The 16203-nt window shown below is 67.7% G+C and carries 14 protein-coding genes and 1 tRNA gene; 11 read left to right on the top strand and 4 right to left on the bottom strand.

Going from position 1 to position 16203, the window contains the following annotated elements; genetic code table 11:
* Positions 1-139: 139 nt before the first annotated feature.
* Both ACFY3V_RS00965 and ACFY3V_RS00960 read right to left on the bottom strand, forming a co-directional pair.
* Positions 140-754 (bottom strand): GNAT family N-acetyltransferase, encoded by a 615-nt coding sequence (locus tag ACFY3V_RS00965; protein ID WP_362895263.1) that lies wholly within the window; start codon positions 752-754, stop codon positions 140-142.
* A gap of 346 nt (positions 755-1100) precedes the next feature.
* Positions 1101-1177, bottom strand: a tRNA-Leu gene (locus ACFY3V_RS00960).
* A gap of 113 nt (positions 1178-1290) precedes the next feature.
* Here ACFY3V_RS00960 and ACFY3V_RS00955 point away from each other — a divergent pair.
* The 6 genes from ACFY3V_RS00955 to ACFY3V_RS00930 all read left to right on the top strand — a co-directional run bounded on the left by ACFY3V_RS00955 (position 1291) and on the right by ACFY3V_RS00930 (position 7409).
* Entirely contained in the window at positions 1291-1893 is a 603-nt protein-coding gene (locus ACFY3V_RS00955; protein WP_362895261.1) for a response regulator, read from the top strand.
* Positions 1894-2233: 340 nt separating this feature from the next.
* Entirely contained in the window at positions 2234-3403 is a 1170-nt protein-coding gene (locus tag ACFY3V_RS00950; RefSeq protein WP_362895820.1) for a branched-chain amino acid ABC transporter substrate-binding protein, read from the top strand.
* Positions 3404-3621: 218 nt separating this feature from the next.
* Positions 3622-4590, top strand: a complete 969-nt coding sequence (locus tag ACFY3V_RS00945; RefSeq protein WP_350948194.1) for a branched-chain amino acid ABC transporter permease — start codon at positions 3622-3624, stop codon at positions 4588-4590.
* Positions 4587-5756 (top strand): branched-chain amino acid ABC transporter permease, encoded by a 1170-nt coding sequence (locus tag ACFY3V_RS00940; protein WP_350948195.1) that lies wholly within the window; start codon positions 4587-4589, stop codon positions 5754-5756. The genes ACFY3V_RS00945 and ACFY3V_RS00940 overlap by 4 nt, the downstream gene beginning before the upstream one ends.
* A gap of 80 nt (positions 5757-5836) precedes the next feature.
* Positions 5837-6601: an ABC transporter ATP-binding protein gene (locus tag ACFY3V_RS00935; RefSeq protein WP_350948283.1), complete on the top strand. Its 765-nt coding sequence runs from the start codon at positions 5837-5839 to the stop codon at positions 6599-6601.
* Positions 6591-7409 carry an ABC transporter ATP-binding protein gene (locus ACFY3V_RS00930; RefSeq protein ID WP_362895258.1) on the top strand — a complete coding sequence of 273 codons (819 nt, stop codon included), beginning with the start codon at positions 6591-6593 and terminating at the stop codon, positions 7407-7409. Before ACFY3V_RS00935 ends, ACFY3V_RS00930 begins: the two co-directional genes overlap by 11 nt.
* 284 nt (positions 7410-7693) lie before the next feature.
* On the opposite strand, the gene ACFY3V_RS00925 is transcribed toward ACFY3V_RS00930, so the two are convergent.
* Positions 7694-8263: a DUF4352 domain-containing protein gene (locus ACFY3V_RS00925; RefSeq protein ID WP_362895256.1), complete on the bottom strand. Its 570-nt coding sequence runs from the start codon at positions 8261-8263 to the stop codon at positions 7694-7696.
* Between the two features lie 270 nt (positions 8264-8533).
* Here ACFY3V_RS00925 and ACFY3V_RS00920 point away from each other — a divergent pair, with 270 nt between their 5' ends.
* Genes ACFY3V_RS00920 through ACFY3V_RS00910 form a run of 3 tightly spaced genes read left to right on the top strand, consistent with a single transcriptional unit; the run spans position 8534 to position 11010 of the window.
* Positions 8534-9367: an ABC transporter substrate-binding protein gene (locus ACFY3V_RS00920; protein ID WP_362895254.1), complete on the top strand. Its 834-nt coding sequence runs from the start codon at positions 8534-8536 to the stop codon at positions 9365-9367.
* A gap of 3 nt (positions 9368-9370) precedes the next feature.
* Positions 9371-10219: an amino acid ABC transporter permease gene (locus ACFY3V_RS00915; RefSeq protein ID WP_389768717.1), complete on the top strand. Its 849-nt coding sequence runs from the start codon at positions 9371-9373 to the stop codon at positions 10217-10219.
* A 2-nt stretch (positions 10220-10221) separates the two neighbouring features.
* Positions 10222-11010 carry an amino acid ABC transporter ATP-binding protein gene (locus tag ACFY3V_RS00910; RefSeq protein ID WP_350948200.1) on the top strand — a complete coding sequence of 263 codons (789 nt, stop codon included), beginning with the start codon at positions 10222-10224 and terminating at the stop codon, positions 11008-11010.
* Between the two features lie 294 nt (positions 11011-11304).
* On the opposite strand, the gene ACFY3V_RS00905 is transcribed toward ACFY3V_RS00910, so the two are convergent.
* Positions 11305-11727, bottom strand: a complete 423-nt coding sequence (locus ACFY3V_RS00905) for a hotdog fold thioesterase (RefSeq protein ID WP_389770179.1) — start codon at positions 11725-11727, stop codon at positions 11305-11307.
* Positions 11728-11795: 68 nt separating this feature from the next.
* Between ACFY3V_RS00905 and polA the strand changes: the two genes are divergently transcribed.
* Both polA and ACFY3V_RS00895 read left to right on the top strand, forming a co-directional pair.
* The gene (polA, locus tag ACFY3V_RS00900; RefSeq protein ID WP_362895249.1) at positions 11796-14531 is read left to right on the top strand and encodes a DNA polymerase I; all 2736 of its coding nucleotides are present in this window, start codon (positions 11796-11798) and stop codon (positions 14529-14531) included.
* Between the two features lie 454 nt (positions 14532-14985).
* The gene (locus ACFY3V_RS00895; RefSeq protein WP_389768712.1) at positions 14986-16104 is read left to right on the top strand and encodes a polysaccharide deacetylase family protein; all 1119 of its coding nucleotides are present in this window, start codon (positions 14986-14988) and stop codon (positions 16102-16104) included.
* The last annotated feature ends 99 nt before the right edge of the window (positions 16105-16203 follow it).

Raw genomic sequence — 16203 nt, 5'->3', positions numbered from 1 at the left:
ACTTTCGGGGGGGTGGGGCTGAGACGGGCTCCGCGGCCGGGGAGCGCGTCGGATCTCTCCAGACCGCTTACCTTTCCTCGTGATTAATGACATTCATACATATCTGTCGGACCGAGTCGAGATCAACAACACACACGACTTATCCGCGAGTCTGGGGCTCCTCGTACTCCCATGTCCGCAACATGATTGATCGTCCCTTTTCCTCCGTGGGGACCGGTGGCGCGTCGGTGAGGTGGTACCCCGCCGCACGGGCCACCGCCACGCTCGCCGCGTTGGCGTCCTCGATCTCCAGCAGCAGCCGTGAGACACGCACCGTCCTCCTGGCGAACTCCGTCATCACCCGTACCGCCTCCGAGGCGAGCCCTCGCCCTCGGTAGGCGGCTCCCAGGCTGTAGCCGATCTCCGCGACGTCCAGACCGAGCCCGCTCATCATCAGCAGCACCTCGCCGGCCGGCTCGCCTCCGTCCACGGTGATCGCCAGTTGTATCCGCTCCCCGGACGCCCGCCGCTGCCTGGCACGCTCCAGATAGGCGCGCGCCGCCTCGAAGTCGAACGGAGAGACGAGCGGCGTCCAGTACGCCACCTGCGGGTCGTCGAACAGCTTCACCATCGCCGTCAGGTCGCCGTCCTCCCACTCCCGCAGCACCACCCCGTGCCCGCTGAGCCTCACCCGCTCCGGAAGACGCACCCGCCCGGCACCGAACCCGACGCCGAGTTCACCCCGCCCGGCCTGGCCGTTCCCCGCAGCTTCCATGCCGCCACCTCCCGTTACGCCGTCTGACACGACTTGCGAGCAACCTACTCCGCCCGCGGAGCCCGCATTCGTGCCTGGGAAGCCGAAGTCGGTGGTACGCCGTCTCCCGCCGGTCCCTCCAGGACGCCTCGGGCCTCGGAGTGCCGGTCCGCGAAGGTGGACGGAGGGCGGGGCCGACGGTTTTCGCGGGGGCGGGCGGGAGCGCCGGCTCGCCCACTCGCCCGGAGGAGGGCTCCGGGGTTTTCACAGGAGACGGGCGGGGTCACCGCCCCAGGTGGTTTTCCGGCGTCTCGACGCCGCGCGGGAGAAGTCCGCATCGGCCGACCTCGGACGGCCGAGTCGAACATGGTGCCCCGAGTGGGATTCGAACCCACACTGAATGGATTTTGAGTCCATCGACTCTGCCGATTGGTCTATCGGGGCATTTTTCCGTTTTTGTCCGGATCTTACGTACCAGTGAAGAGCTTACCTAGAAGTAGATCACTCTCGGGCACCGGCGTGGTCTCAATCTAGCGGACGTCGGTACTCTCTTGCTCGTGAGTACGCAGCGGCGAGTGGTGATCGCGGAAGACGAGGCGTTGATCCGCCTCGACCTCAAGGAGATGCTGGAGGAGGAGGGGTATGCGGTCGTCGCGGAGGCCGGAGACGGGGAGTCCGCGGTCAAGCTGGCGATGGAGCAGCGGCCGGATCTGGTGATCCTGGATGTGAAGATGCCCATCCTGGACGGGATCTCGGCGGCCGAGCAGATCGTGTCGCAGCGGATCGCGCCGTGTCTCATCCTCACCGCCTTCTCCCAGCGGGACCTGGTCGAGCGGGCGAGGGACGCCGGAGCGATGGCGTACCTCGTGAAGCCGTTCACCAAGTCGGACCTGGTTCCGGCGATCGAGATGGCGGTGAGCAGGCATCAGGAGATCGCCGCGCTGGAGCGGGAGGTCGGGACGCTCTCGGAGCGGCTGGAGACGCGCAAGCTGGTGGAGCGGGCCAAGGGGCTGCTGATGGAGCGCCACGGGTGGAGCGAGCCGCAGGCGTTCCGATGGATCCAGAAGGCGTCGATGGATCGCAGGCTGAGCATGCGACAGGTGGCGCAGATCGTGGTGACCGACGGAACGGAGCCCGAGACGCAGGCCCCTGAGGCCTGATCGGGCGTTTTGACCCTTTTTGGGGTAGAGGGTCGTCGGGTGGCCGCAGGACGCGCCTCAGGGGCGCCGGAGGGCCTCCGGACGGCCGGGGTGACCCCCCGCGGAAGCCGTGAGGTCGCCAGTGACCACGGCTTTTGTGTCTGATAGCCGAAAAGGATCGGTGTAATAACGAAGCGGTAACGGTGGGCCGTCCTGTATCGACCCGTGACATCCGCTAGTTGTACTAACCGACACAACCCCTGGCCACCCGCCAGGGAAGGGTATCTGTGAACTCGGTCCTGACGAGGGACCGGGCGAAAGGAAGGCAACCTTGCGGCTTAAGACTGCACGCCTCGGTGGAGTGCTTGCCGCCGGTGTGGCGCTCACCCTCGGTCTCGCTGCCTGTGGCAGCGGTGGTACGGAGGCCACGCCGGCTGAGGGTGGCTCCAGTGCTGCCGCCCCCGGTACCGTCAAGATTGGCTTCATGGGAGACCTGACCGGCGCAAACGCCGGCATCGTCATTCCCCCCAGGAACGGTGCGAAGCTCGCCATTGACGAGTACAACAAGACCAACCCGGCTGTGAAGATCGAGCTGGTTGAATATGACAGCCAGGCGGACCCGTCGAAGGCCGTCGCCCTGGCTCAGCAGGCCATCAAGACCGACAAGATCGTCGCGATGATCGGCCCCGCGTTCTCCGGTGAGTCCGCCCAGGTGGCTCCGGTGCTGGAGGAGGCGAAGCTGCCGAGCGTCTCGGCCTCCGCCACCAACGCCGCGCTGTCGACGAACGGCTGGAAGTTCTGGCACCGCGTGCTGCCGAGCGACAGCGTCCAGGGCCCCGGCATCGGCGCCTTCATCGCGGAAGGCGTCGCCGCGAAGAAGGTCTTCGTGATCGACGACAAGTCCGAGTACGGCAAGCCGCTCGCCGACGCCGTCAAGGCGGAGCTCGAGGCCAAGGGCGTGAAGCCCGAGACCGACTCGCTCGACCCGGCCGAGAGCGACTTCTCCTCCGTGGTGAACAAGGTCGCGGCGTCCAAGCCCGAAGCGATCTTCTTCGGTGGTTACTACGCCGCGGGCGGCAACCTGCTCAAGCAGCTCCGCGACAAGGGCGTGACCGCGAAGTTCCTCTCCGGCGACGGTTCGCTGGACAAGGGCCTGATCGACGGCGCCGGTGCCGACAACGCCGAGGGCGCCCTGGTGGGCTGCCCCTGCTACATCGCCACCCCGGACGTCACCGACGAGAAGGTGAAGGGCTTCGCCGACGCCTACAAGGCCGCCTACAGCGCCGACCCGGCCATCTACGCGGCCGAGGGCTACGACGCCGCGACGGTCTTCGTCGAGGCGATCAAGGCGGGCAACGTCACTTCCGACAAGATCAACGAGTTCATCGCCACGGTGGACTTCGCGGGTGTCTCGAAGCAGGTCAAGTTCGAGGCCAACGGTGAGGTCTCGGCGAAGGACATCTACATCTACCAGGTCAAGGACGGTGCCATCGGCCTGCTGGGCAAGGCCAACGAGGCCAAGCTGGGCTAGTCGAGCGCTGAAGGAGATTTAGGTAGCCGACGCGCGGGGAGCGGGAACGCCGCGAATGCGTTCCCGCTCCTCTCGCGCCTCCAGAGAATCCGCGGGATTCCGCTGAATCCACGAGATTCCGCAGAGTCCACGGGATTCCGCCGAATCCACGAGATTCCGCTGGAGGCGGTGTGCTACCCGGACGTGCAGGCGACCCCCGCTAGAAGTGGTAAACCCTAGTGCTCAATGACTTCATCAATCTGTTCTGGCCGGCGACGATCGACGGCCTCTCCTTCGGATCGATCTATGCCCTGATCGCGCTCGGCTACACGATGGTGTACGGCGTGCTGCGGCTGATCAACTTTGCGCATTCCGAAGTCTTCATGATCGGGACCTTCGGTGCGATGCTCGTACCGTTCGTGTTCGGCATCAACTCCCCCCTCACGGGCATCGCGCTGGTCGGCCTCGTCGTCGCGATGATCCTGGCCGGCATGATCGCCTCGGCGACCGTCGCGGTGGGGCTGGAGCGCATCGCCTACCGGCCGCTGCGCAAGCGCGGCGCCTCCCGGCTGGCGGCGCTGATCTCGGCGATCGGCGCCTCGATCTTCCTGCAGGAGCTGTTCGCGCTCCTGGTGATCCCGAACGTCTTCAACCGTCCCGAGCAGGGCAGGATCCAGATGGCCCTGCCCCGCATCATGGAGCGGACCGAGCTTTTCTCGATCTTCGGCCACACGGTCCGGGTCGACCAGGTCTTCGTCATCGTCGCCGCCATCGGCATGATGATCGCGCTGGACGCCCTGGTGAACCGGACGAAGATCGGCCGGGGTATCCGCGCCACCGCGCAGAACCCCGAGGCGGCCGTCCTGATGGGTGTCGACATCAACAGGGTCGTGCGGATGACCTTCCTCGTCGGTGGCAGCATGGCCGGCGTGGCGGGAGCGCTCTACCTGATCTCATATGAGAACACGCACTACTACGTCGGATTCCTCTTCGGTATCAAGGCGTTCACCGCGGCGGTCCTGGGCGGTATCGGTAACCTGCGAGGCGCTCTGGTCGGCGGAATCACGCTCGGGCTGGTGGAGAACTACGGAGCCATCTTCTTCGGCTCCGACTGGAAACACGTGATCTCCTTCACCATCCTCATCTTGGTCCTGATGTTCCGCCCCACCGGCATCCTCGGTGAATCACTCCAGCAGGCGCGCGCATGAACCAGAAGAATCCCCTGGCAAGTTTCCGTACGGGTCTCGGCCGCTTCGGTGACGTCATGCACGATCGCTGGCAGACCACACCTGGCTGGCAGCGCTGGATCCTCTATGTGCTCCTGATCGTCGCGGCGCTGCTGCTGCCCTCGGAGAGCCTCGCCCCCTTCATGTCGCCCTACACCGACTGGGCGAGCATCCTGTTCTTCCCGATCGGGACGTACGTGGTCCTGGCGATCGGCCTGAACGTGGTGGTCGGCCAGGCGGGCCTGCTCGACCTGGGCTTCGTCGCGTTCTACGCGGTCGGCGGCTACGCGATGGCGCTGCTCGGCACCAGACTGGGCTGGAACTTCTGGCTCATCATGCTGGTCGGCATCGGGATCTGCGCCCTGTCGGGCCTCACCCTGGGCGCTCCGACACTGCGGTTGCGCGGTGACTATCTGGCGATCGTCACGCTGGGCTTCGGTGAGATCATTCGCATCACCGCCCGCAACACCGACGAGATCGGCGGCCCGAACGGCATCCGCGGCATCCCGCACCCGCCGAGCGTCGAGGACTTCCACTTCCTGGGCTTCAACTTCTCCGAGGTGTTCGGGGTCGATCCATTCAAATACGGCGTGCTGGACCCGCGGCCCTACTACTACCTGCTGGTCGCGCTCGCCGTCGTTGTGATCATCCTGGTGAAGCGCTGGGAGAAGAGCCGGGTCGGGCGTGCCTGGGCGGCGATCCGTGAGGACGAGGACGCGGCCGAGGTCATGGGCGTGCCGACGTTCCGCTTCAAGATGCTCGCCTTCGCCATCGGTGCCTCCATCGGTGGCCTGATGGGCGTGCTGTGGGCGGCGAAGGCCATCTCGATCAACCCGAACGACTTCCAGTTCCTGCTGTCGGCGACGATCCTGGCCGCGGTGGTCATGGGCGGCGCGGGCAACCTGCCGGGTGTCATGCTGGGAGCCTTCGTGGTGGCGTGGCTGCCCGAGCGGTTCCGCGGCCTGCAGGAATACCGCATGCTGATCTTCGGTGCGGTGCTCGTGGCGCTGATGATCTTCCGTCCGGAGGGTCTGCTGCCATCGCGCCAACGCAAGGCGGAGCTGAAAGAGGGGTCAGGCGGGATGGGTACGCTCGGAGCCGAGGTTCCCGGGCCCGAGTCGCACGGTGAGGAGGTGGCTTCCAAGTGAGCACCGAGGTGAATCCGGCCGAGGTGAATCCGGAAGGTAAGAACCCCGAGGCGGTCCAGGCGGAACGCGCTGGTCGCGCCATGCTGGAGTTGAGGGGCCTCGTCATGCGGTTCGGCGGTGTCACGGCACTGCGCGAGGTGAACCTCACCGTCAACGAGGGAGAGATCTTCGCCCTCATCGGCCCGAACGGCGCGGGAAAGACCACGGTCTTCAACGTGGTGACCGGCGTCTACCAGCCGACCGAGGGCGAGGTTCGCTTCCTGGACGAGAAGATCAGCGGCATCAAGCGGTTCAAGATCACCAAGCGGGGCATCGCCCGCACGTTCCAGAACATCCGGCTGTTCCACAACATGACGGCGATCGAGAACGTGATGGTGGGCGCGGACGCGCACCACAAGTCGGGCATGGTCAGCGTGGCGCTGGGGCTTCCCTGGCACCGCAGGGCCGAGAAGGACGGGCGCAGGCTCGCGATGGAGCTGCTCGACTTCGTCGGCATCTCGCACCGCGCCAACGAGCACGCCAAGAACCTGCCCTACGGTGACCAGCGCCGCCTGGAGATCGCCCGCGCGCTCGCGACCAACCCGAAGCTGCTGCTGCTCGACGAGCCCGCCGCCGGTATGAACCCGGCGGAGAAGGTGGCGCTGCAGCAGCTGATCCGGGACATCCGCGACGCGGGCCGGACGATTCTGATCATCGAGCACGACATGAGCCTCATCATGGGCATCAGCGACCGCATCGCGGTGCTGGACTTCGGCCAGAAGATCGCCGATGGCCTGCCGGACGAGGTGCGGACCGACCCCCGGGTCGTCGAGGCGTATTTGGGAGCTCCCGCCGATGCTTCTTGAGGTCAAGGACATCCGTGTCCACTACGGCAAGATCGAGGCGCTCAAGGGCATCTCGGTCGAGGTGAACGAGGGCGAGATCGTCACGCTCATCGGGGCGAACGGGGCGGGCAAGACCACGACCCTGAAGACGATCTCGGGCCTGCGCGGCCTGACGTCGGGGAGCATCGTCTTCGACGGCAAGGACATCAGCAAGATGCCCGGCCATCAGCGGGTCATCGCGGGTCTGGGGCAGTCGCCCGAGGGCCGGGGAGTGTTCCCCGGCATGACGGTGCACGACAACCTGCTCATGGGCGCCTACACCCGCTCCGGAGACTTCAGCGCCGACCTGGCCGAGGTCTACGAGCTGTTCCCCCGCCTGGCCGAGCGCAGAAACCAGATGGGCGGCACGATGTCCGGCGGCGAGCAGCAGATGCTCGCCATCGGCCGCGCGCTGATGGCCAAGCCCAAGGTGCTGCTGCTCGACGAGCCGTCGATGGGCCTGGCGCCACTGCTGGTGCAGCAGATCTTCGAGATCATCGAGGAGATCAACCGCCGGGGCACCACGGTGCTGCTGGTGGAGCAGAACGCCCAGCAGGCGCTGAAGCTGGCCCACCGCGCCTACGTCCTGGAGACCGGGAAGGTGGTCAAGAGCGCGCCCGCGGACGAGCTGCTCAACGACCCCGCCGTGCAGGCCGCCTACCTGGGCGGCGGCGCGGAGATCGACCTGGAGGCGGAGGCGCAGGCACAGGCCGCTCCGGCGGCCTCGGCTCCGGCTCCCGCTCCGAAGGGGAGCCCCGCTCCCAAGGAGAGCAAGGAAGAGCTGACCTGAGGCCGTGATTCCACGGCCCACCCGGGCCTGAGGGCACCTGACGGGCCCGTCGCGCACTCCGCGCGGCGGGCCCGTTCGTGTGAGCACGGCGAGGAGCAGCCGGGGAGCCTCCCCTGCCTGCGGGAAGCCCGCGGGAAGTCCACGGCTCCCCGCGGGAAGCCCGTCGGGGAGCCGCGGGGAGAACGTCAGGGCGTCTCGGGCTTGAAGGCCCCTTCGCACGGGCCCCTGGGCCACACAGGCCCCTGGGCCGCTCCGCGCGGCGCCGGGGTGGGGGCGGGGCCGGCTCAGGGCAGCGGCACCTGCACACCGTCGGTGCTGCCGCCCACGCCGAGAGGCGGGTCGCCGAACAACCGGATCGCGGAGACCTTCGCCTCCTTGGGGATGTCGTACCAGAGGTCCAGCTCGATCCTGACCTGGGCGCCGAGCGGGAGCTCGTCGGGCTGCCGCTTGATGGCCTGCGCGAACTTGTCGACCGTGTAGGTGGCGCCGTCGGCGGCGACGAGCTTCTGCCGCTTGGCGTCGAAGCGGGAGTTGGTGCGGCCGGGGTTCTCCACGAGGATCCGCACGACCACGTACTGCCCCTTCGCCTGCCACTCGGCGTGGCTGCCGAAGAAGCCGCTCAGGCCCTTCTGCAGGCCGATCACCTGGAACCGGGTGTCACCGTCGGTGACCGGCGCGGCCTTGACGGCACTCTCACCCGGCCGCACCGGGCGCGGCGGGAGCTCGTATGTCGGGGTGGGCGTGGCCTGGGGGGAGGCGGGGTTCGCCTGGGGTGCTCCCGAGCAGCCGGACAGGCCGGACAGGAGGAGGGCGGCGAGGGCGGCACCGGCGATCGGTTTCAGGGGATCACGCACATCCGGCAAGGTAGTCGAGGTAGATCCTCTGGTTCAACGGCTCCCCGGATCACGGTTGCCGATCGGGCAAGTACCGGCGCCCGGATCCGCGCGGGGGCAGGGTATCGACCAGGAACCCTTGACCGCGGTTGTTGTCCGAATTGTGTCGTAGTGGTGATCTGCATGATTATGCAGGTGATGAAGCATGACCTGCACTGAGGTATCCATACAAGAAGCGACATTGACCGTAAGGAGGCCTTCGTGGGCCTGAGTTTTGTTTCCCGTCGTGCGATGGCGGTGGGTGCCATGGTCGTCGCCGGTGCGCTCGGCCTTTCGGCCTGCGGCGGTGGCACGTCCACCACCGCCAGCCCAAGCGATGGTGCCTCGGCAAGTGCTCCCGCGGCCGCGGAGGGCCCCAAGCTCGTCACCCCCGGCAAGCTGACCACCTGCACCAACCTTCCGTACGAGCCCTTCCAGTTCAAGGAGGGCGACAAGGTCGTCGGCTTCGACGTCGACATCGTCGACCTCGCCGCCAAGAAGCTCGGCCTGACGCAGGAGATCGTCGACATCGACTTCGCCGTCATCAAGAGCGGTGCGGCGATGGCCACCAACAAGTGTGACGTCGCCGCCGCCGGTATGACGATCACCGAGGAGCGCAAGGCCAACATCGACTTCTCCGTGCCCTACTTCGACGCCACGCAGGCTCTGCTGGCCAAGAAGGGGACCGGCGTCACCACCCTCGACGACGTGAAGGCGAAGAACCTCAAGCTCGGCGCCCAGGCCTCGACCACGGGCCTCGACTACGTCAAGGGGAAGGGCTTCGACCCCAAGGAGTTCGCCGACTCTCCCAAGGAGCTGCTCGGCCTGCAGTCCGGCCAGGTCGACGTGATCGTCCAGGACCTCCCGGTCGTCCTGACCTGGCTGAAGAAGCCCGAGATCGCCGACAAGTTCGAGCTGGTCGCCAGCCTCGACACCGGCGAGCAGTACGGCGTCGGCCTGAAGAAGAACGCCGACCCGATCCTGCTCAAGGCGATCAACGACTCGATCACCGAGGCCAAGGCCGACGGCACCTACGAGCAGATCTTCGTCAAGTGGTTCGGTAAGAAGCCCGGCGAGCTCGGTTAATCGATGACCGACCAGCCAAAGACGACAGAGCCCGCTCCTGCCGGGGGCGCCCCCGGCAGGAGCGGGCTCAGCCCCCGCAAGAGGCAGCAGATCAGCAGGGCCGTCCAGTACGTCGTACTGGCGGCCGTGGCGGTCTTCCTCGCCCTGCGCATCGAGTGGGGCAAGCTCGGTGAGAACTTCACCAAGCTCGACGTCGCCGAGCAGACGCTTCCCGACCTGTTCACGGTCGCGCTGAAGAACACGATCATCTACTCGGTCGGCGGTTTCGTCTTCGCCTTCCTCCTCGGCTTGGTGCTCGCGCTGATGCGGCTGTCGTCGGTGCGTCCCTACCGGTGGATCGCGGTCGCCTACATCGAGATCTTCCGCGGCCTGCCCGCGCTGCTGATCTTCCTGCTCATCCTGTTCCTGCCGCTCGCCATCACCGGCTTCGAGGTGCCCGGCGGCACGTACGGCCAGGGCATCCTGGGCCTGACGATCGTCGGCTCGGCCTACATGGCCGAGACGCTCCGCGCCGGACTCCAGGCGGTGCCCAAGGGGCAGATGGAGGCGGCGCGCTCGCTGGGCATGTCGTACACGCGGGCCATGGTCTCCATCGTCATCCCGCAGGCCGTTCGCATCGTCATCCCGCCGACGACCAACCAGTTCGTGTCCCTGCTCAAGGACTCCTCGCTGGTGTTGTTCCTCGGCGTCTCCGGCGACTACGTCGAGCTCACCAAGTTCGGCAACGACACGGCCTCGACCTATGCCAACGCCACGCCCATCCTGGTCGTAGGCGTGACGTATCTACTGGTCACCATCCCGCTGGGCTACCTCGCGTCCCGGCTGGAGAGGCGACAGGCGAGGGGACGGTGACAGTGAGCTCAGCGAATCCGGAAACCTCGGAGGCCCCGGCGAACCACGCGGTCGAGATCCGTGACCTGCACAAGTACTTCGGCAAGAACGAAGTCCTGCGGGGCATCGACTTCGCCGTCGAACCCGGCCAGGTGGTCTGCGTGATCGGCCCCTCGGGGTCGGGCAAGTCCACGCTGCTGCGCTGCGTGAACCTCCTGGAACAACCCACGTCGGGCAAGGTCGTCGTTCACGGCGTGGAGCTGACCGACCGCGACGTCGACATCGACGCCGCCCGCCGGGGCGTCGGCATGGTCTTCCAGCAGTTCAACCTGTTCCCGCACATGACCGTCCTGCAGAACGTGATGATCTCGCAGCGCCGGGTGCTGAAGCGGGGCAAGGCGGAGGCCGAGCGGATCGCGAGGGAGAACCTGGAGAAGGTCGGCATCGGCGAGAAGTGCGACGCCTTCCCCGCCCAGCTCTCCGGCGGGCAGCAGCAGCGCGTGGCCATCGCGAGGGCACTCGCGATGAGCCCGGCGCTGATGCTCTTCGACGAGCCCACCTCGGCGCTCGACCCCGAGCTCGTCGGAGACGTGCTCACGGTCATGCGCAAACTCGCCGAGGAGGGGATGACCATGCTCGTGGTCACCCACGAGATGGCGTTCGCGCGCGACGTGGCCGACCGGGTCGTGTTCATGGACGGCGGCGTGATCGTGGAGGACGGCAGCCCCGAGCAGGTGATCGGCGCCCCCCAGCACGAGCGTACGAAGACCTTCCTGCGCCGCGTGCTCGACCCGACGCACACCGACATCTGACGCGCGTCGGCGGCCGGCACCGCCCCCGTACGGCCCGCGCCCGCCCGGCGCGGGCCGCACGGCAGGCCCGCGAACCCCAGGGCGTGTGGACCCGGTGAGCCCGGGGGAGACCTTTGGCGCCATACGGAGCTTCCCCGACCCCGTACGTTTTCTACTCGGCATCCCCACGGACATCACCGTCACCCACCGTAGCGGACCGGTTGCGCGAGGAAGGCAAAAAGGCGGTCGGAATATGATCGAGGACGAGATGTGATCAGGTGATCGGCGGACGTGATCGGGTCCGATTCGGACGCCTCAGGCGTCGCGGAGCATGCACGTGAGGCGCGAGGTGCACACCCTGCGGCCCTGCTCGTCAAGGATCTCGACGTCGTAGGTGGCGAGCGTACGGCCGCCGTGGATCCGGGTGGCGACCCCGGTGACCAGCCCCGACGTGGCCGCGCGGTGGTGGGTGGCGTTGATCTCGATACCCATCGCGACCCGCCCGGGACCCGCGTGGAGGGTCGCTCCCGTCGACCCCAGGGTCTCCGCCAGCACGCACGAGGCACCGCCGTGCAGCAGACCGAAGGGCTGGATGTTGCCCTTGACCGGCATCGTGCCCACCACCCGCTCGGCATCGGCCTCGGTGATGACGATGCCCATCAGCTCCACCAGCGTGTTCTTGTACGAGGCGCCGAGCGCCTCCTCGATCCGCCGAGCGGCTTCCTCGGGGTCTGTCACGGTCAAAGGGAAGTCTCCTGTCGTGCGAGGCCAGGTTTTCTGTCGCACCAGGAGACTAGGCTTTCTTTGTGCCGAAGAGCGAAGCGACCCCCACTCGACCGTGTCTCCTGCTGCTGGATGGGCATTCACTGGCCTATCGGGCGTTCTATGCCCTGCCGGAGGAGAACTTCTCCACCAGCACGGGCCAGACGACCAACGCGGTCTACGGTTTCACCTCGATGCTGGTCAACGTGCTCCGCGACGAGCGGCCGACCCACGTGGCGGTCTGCTTCGACCGCTCCGAGCCGACGTTCCGCCACGAGGAATACGCCGACTACAAGGCGAACCGGAGCGCGAGCCCCGACAGTTTCCGCAGCCAGATGAGCCTGATCCACGAGGTGCTCGACGCGATGGGCGTGCCGCACCTGTCGCTCGCCGGATACGAGGCCGACGACCTGATCGCCACCCTCGCCACCCGCGCCGCCGAGCAGGGCATGAACGTGCTCGTCGTCACCGGCGACCGCGACGCGCTGCAGCTCGTCGACGAGCGGATCACCGTGCTGATGACCCGCGTCGGCATCAGCAACATGACCCGCTTCACCCCCGAGGCGGTGCTGGAGAAGTACGAGCTCACCCCGGCCCAATATCCGGACTTCGCGGCCATCCGCGGCGACTCCAGCGACAACCTGAAGAACATCCCCGGCGTGGGCGAGAAGACCGCGGCGAAGTGGATCCGCGAGTTCGGCTCGCTGGAGGAGCTGGTCAACCGCGTCGACGAGGTCAAGGGCAAGGTCGGCGACAAGCTCCGCGACCACCTCGACCAGGTGCTGATGAACCGGCGCCTCACCCAGCTGATCCGCGACGTGCCGCTGGAGCGCGAGGTCACCAGCCTGGAGATCGGCACGGCCGACCGCGACGAGATCAACAAGATCCTCGACACGCTGGAGTTCCGCGGCGAGATCCGCGACCGGGTGTTCAAGACGATCGGCTCGCCCGAGGCCGAGGCCGAGGAGGGCTTCGAGGTCGAGGTCGTCACCCTGGGCCCCGACGAGGTGGCCCCGTGGCTGCGCGCGCTGCCCGAGGGCCGCGCCGGCCTCGCCTTCAAGGGCACGTACGGCAGCGGCACCGGTCGCGTCGACAGCATCGCCGTCGCGGCGGCCGGAGCGGGAGCCGGCGCGGGGGAGGGGAAGGCGGCCCCGGGCGGTCCCGGCGCCGCGTTCATCGACCCGACCACGCTGACCGAGGCCGACGAGGCGGCCCTGCGCGAGTGGCTCGCCGACCCGTCGAAGCCCAAGGCCGTGCACGACGCCAAGGGCCCGATGCTCGCGCTGTGGGCACAGGGCATGGAGCTGCGCGGCCTCACCTGCGACACCGCGCTCGCGGCCTACCTCGCGATGCCGGGGCAGCGCTCGTTCCCGCTGGAAGACCTCGTGCGGGTCTACCTACGCCGCGAGCTGCGCGGTGAGACCGACAACGGCGGCCAGGCGAGCCTCTTCGACGACCAGGACGACGACGGCTCCCACGACCTCGCCCTGCGGGCGCTCGCGGTCGGCGAGCTCGCCGACGCGCTGGAGACGTTCCTGGAGCCGTTGGGCGGCACCCACCTCATGCGCGACGTGGAGCTGCCGCTCGTCACCGTGCTGGCCGAGCTGGAGCGGGCCGGCATCGCCGCCGACAGGGAGTATCTCAGCGGGCTGGAGGCCGAGTTCGGCGCCGCGGTCAAGCAGGCGATCGAGGCGGCGCACGCGTCCGTGGGCGGCGAGCAGTTCAACCTGGGCTCGCCCAAGCAGCTCCAGGAGATCCTGTTCGTCAAGCTCAACCTGCCCAAGACGAAGAAGACCAAGACGGGTTACACCACCGACGCCTCCGCGCTGGCCTGGCTCGCCGCCCAGACCGAGCACGAGCTGCCGACGATCATGCTGCGCCACCGCGACCAGGCCAAGCTGAAGGTCACGGTCGAGGGCCTGATCAAGGAGATCGCCGACGACGGACGCATCCACACCACGTTCAACCAGATCGTCGCCGTCACCGGCCGGCTCAGCTCGGAGAAGCCCAACCTGCAGAACATCCCGATCCGCACCGCGGAGGGCCGCCGCATCCGGCAGGGCTTCGTGGTCGGCAAGGGCTTCGAGACCCTGCTCACCGCCGACTACAGCCAGATCGAGCTGCGCGTCATGGCCCACCTGTCCGGTGACGAGGCGCTCATCGCCTCCTTCGAGTCCGGGCACGACTTCCACATGGCCACCGCGGCGAGGGTCTTCGACGTCGAGCCGGAGAAGGTCACCGGGGAGATGCGGGCCAAGATCAAGGCGATGAACTACGGCCTCGCCTACGGCCTGTCCGACTTCGGGCTCTCCGAGCAGCTCAACATCCCGGTCTCCGAGGCACGGGCGCTCAAGGAGGAATACTTCGAGGAGTTCGGCGGCGTCCGCGACTTCCTCAACGCGATCGTCGCGCAGGCCAGGAACGACGGCTACACCGAGACCATCCTCGGCCGCCGCCGCTACCTGCCCGACCTCAACAGCGACAACCGCCAGCGCCGCGAGATCGCCGAGCGGATGGCGCTCAACGCGCCCATCCAGGGGTCGGCCGCCGACATCATCAAGGTCGCGATGCTCAACGTGCAGAGTGCGCTGAAGGAGGCGGCCCTCGGCTCCCGGATGCTGCTGCAGGTCCACGACGAACTCGTGTTCGAGGTGGCCCCCGGCGAGCTGGAGACCCTGCGGGAGCTGGTCACCGACCGGATGAACGCCGCATACTCCCTGCGCGTCCCGCTCGCCGTCTCGGTGGGCGTCGGCCGCACCTGGGAGGACGCCGGCCACTGACGGGCCACTGACGGGGCCCTGGGCGGCTCCTGGGATGGCCGGCGGGCACTGACGGCCTCCGGAGTCGCCCGGTGCCCGCCGCGTGCCCGCCGCGTGCCCGCCGACCGCTCTCGATCGCACCTGGGAGGACTCCGGACGCCGACGGTCCCGGGACCCCCATCCGGTGGGCGCCGTCCGGATCGGCTCTCGGCCGCCCCTGCGGGGACTCCGGGCGCCGACGGCCCCGGCCCGTTCGGCGGCCACCGTCCCACAGGCTCTCTCACGAACTTGTGAGGACGCCGACCGTCGAGAGCCTCACCGGTCCCACCTGGGAGGACGCCGGGTCCTGGCGATCACCTTCCGGGTGGGGAGAGACCGTTTCCGCCCCGTCGGGCCCATCGATCGGCCAGGCCTGTCCGAAGCCTGTTCTAAGGTGGTGATCCAAGCCGAAAAGCTCGACGGGCACGGGAGTTCAGTGCGGAGTACGACCCCCCTGACGAAGATCATCATGATGGCCAACGTGCTGGTCGTCGCGGTGGCGCTGATAGGGCTCCTGGTCCTCCCGTCCGCCTCGGCGCCGCCCGGCGCTCCCCGGCAGGGAGTGGCGGTGAGTGGCCCGTCCCCGACCTCCTCCGCGTCCCCCTCGCCGACACCCGACCTGCCCTCGGCCGAGCTGCCGCCGCCGATCACCGCCTCGGCGGAGTTCGCGCGGCAGGTGAAGGCGAACGAGGCCGGAGCGGTCCCGATCCTGATGTACCACCGGATCACCCGCAAGCGGCTGGCGTCGATCGACCGCACCCCCGCCCAGGTACGCAAGGAGTTGGAGAGGCTCGCCAGGGACGGCTATGTGCCGGTCACCGCCCGGGAGTTCGCCACCGGCAGGATGGACATCCCGGCGGGCAAGTATCCGGTCGTGCTCACCTTCGACGACGGCCATCCCAGCCACTTCGCCCTCGAGGCGGACGGCACCCCGGTCAAGGACACCGCGGTCGGCATCATCTACCAGGTCGCCGTGAAGTATCCCGGCTTCCGGCCCGTCGCCACCTTCTGGGTCAACCAGCACCCGTTCGGCCTGCGGGAGGAGAAGGACCAGGAGCGGGCCGTGCAGTGGCTGGTCTCGCGGGGCTTCGAGGTGGCCAACCACACCTGGAGCCACCCCCACCTGCCGAGCCTGCCCAAGAAGAAGATCGCCGAGCAGCTCGCCAGGGTCGAGCGGCTGCTGAAGAGGCTCGGCGTGCCCCCCTCGGAGACGATGGCGCTGCCGTTCGGTGCGATGCCCCGCAAAAGATCTACCGTGCAGTCGGGAAAATGGCGTGACGTTTCCTATCGGTTCAAGGGCGTCTTCCTGGCCGGCGCCGAACCGTCGGTCTCGCCGTTCGTCAAGGGCCACGACTGGCGCGCGATCCAGCGGATCCAGAGCAACGGCAAAAAGGGGGAGTGCCGCAAGTGGTGTTCGGACTACTGGCTCGGGTGGTTGGACAAGCATCCCGGCGAGCGTTACACGGCCGACGGCGACCCCGAACGCATCTCCATCCCGGACAGGCTTCGGGGTAGTATCAGGGCGGACCAGAGGAAGAAGATCAACGCTTATTGAGCGAGATCGTTATCCTTCTGGCACGTGGGCGCGTAGAGTCGTTGGATTGACCATACCCGTCTGGTCTCATATGCTGATCGCTGCGTTGTGGGCTCGCGC

The sequence above is a fragment of the Streptosporangium sp. NPDC000095 genome (assembly GCF_042899335.1).
Lineage (GTDB): Bacteria > Actinomycetota > Actinomycetes > Streptosporangiales > Streptosporangiaceae > Streptosporangium.
Note: the sequence above shows the minus strand (reverse complement) of the source record. Positions and strands in the feature narration are given on the sequence as shown.

Excerpts from the sequence above, each read along its gene's own strand:
- ACFY3V_RS00965 (WP_362895263.1), bottom strand. The coding sequence starts at position 754 with ATGGAAGCTGCGGGGAACGGCCAGGCCGGGCGGGGTGAACTCGGCGTC.
- ACFY3V_RS00915 (WP_389768717.1), top strand. The coding sequence starts at position 9,371 with ATGACCGACCAGCCAAAGACGACAGAGCCCGCTCCTGCCGGGGGCGCC.
- ACFY3V_RS00920 (WP_362895254.1), top strand. The coding sequence starts at position 8,534 with ATGGCGGTGGGTGCCATGGTCGTCGCCGGTGCGCTCGGCCTTTCGGCC.
- ACFY3V_RS00935 (WP_350948283.1), top strand. The coding sequence starts at position 5,837 with ATGCTGGAGTTGAGGGGCCTCGTCATGCGGTTCGGCGGTGTCACGGCA.
- ACFY3V_RS00940 (WP_350948195.1), top strand. The coding sequence starts at position 4,587 with ATGAACCAGAAGAATCCCCTGGCAAGTTTCCGTACGGGTCTCGGCCGC.
- ACFY3V_RS00930 (WP_362895258.1), top strand. The coding sequence starts at position 6,591 with ATGCTTCTTGAGGTCAAGGACATCCGTGTCCACTACGGCAAGATCGAG.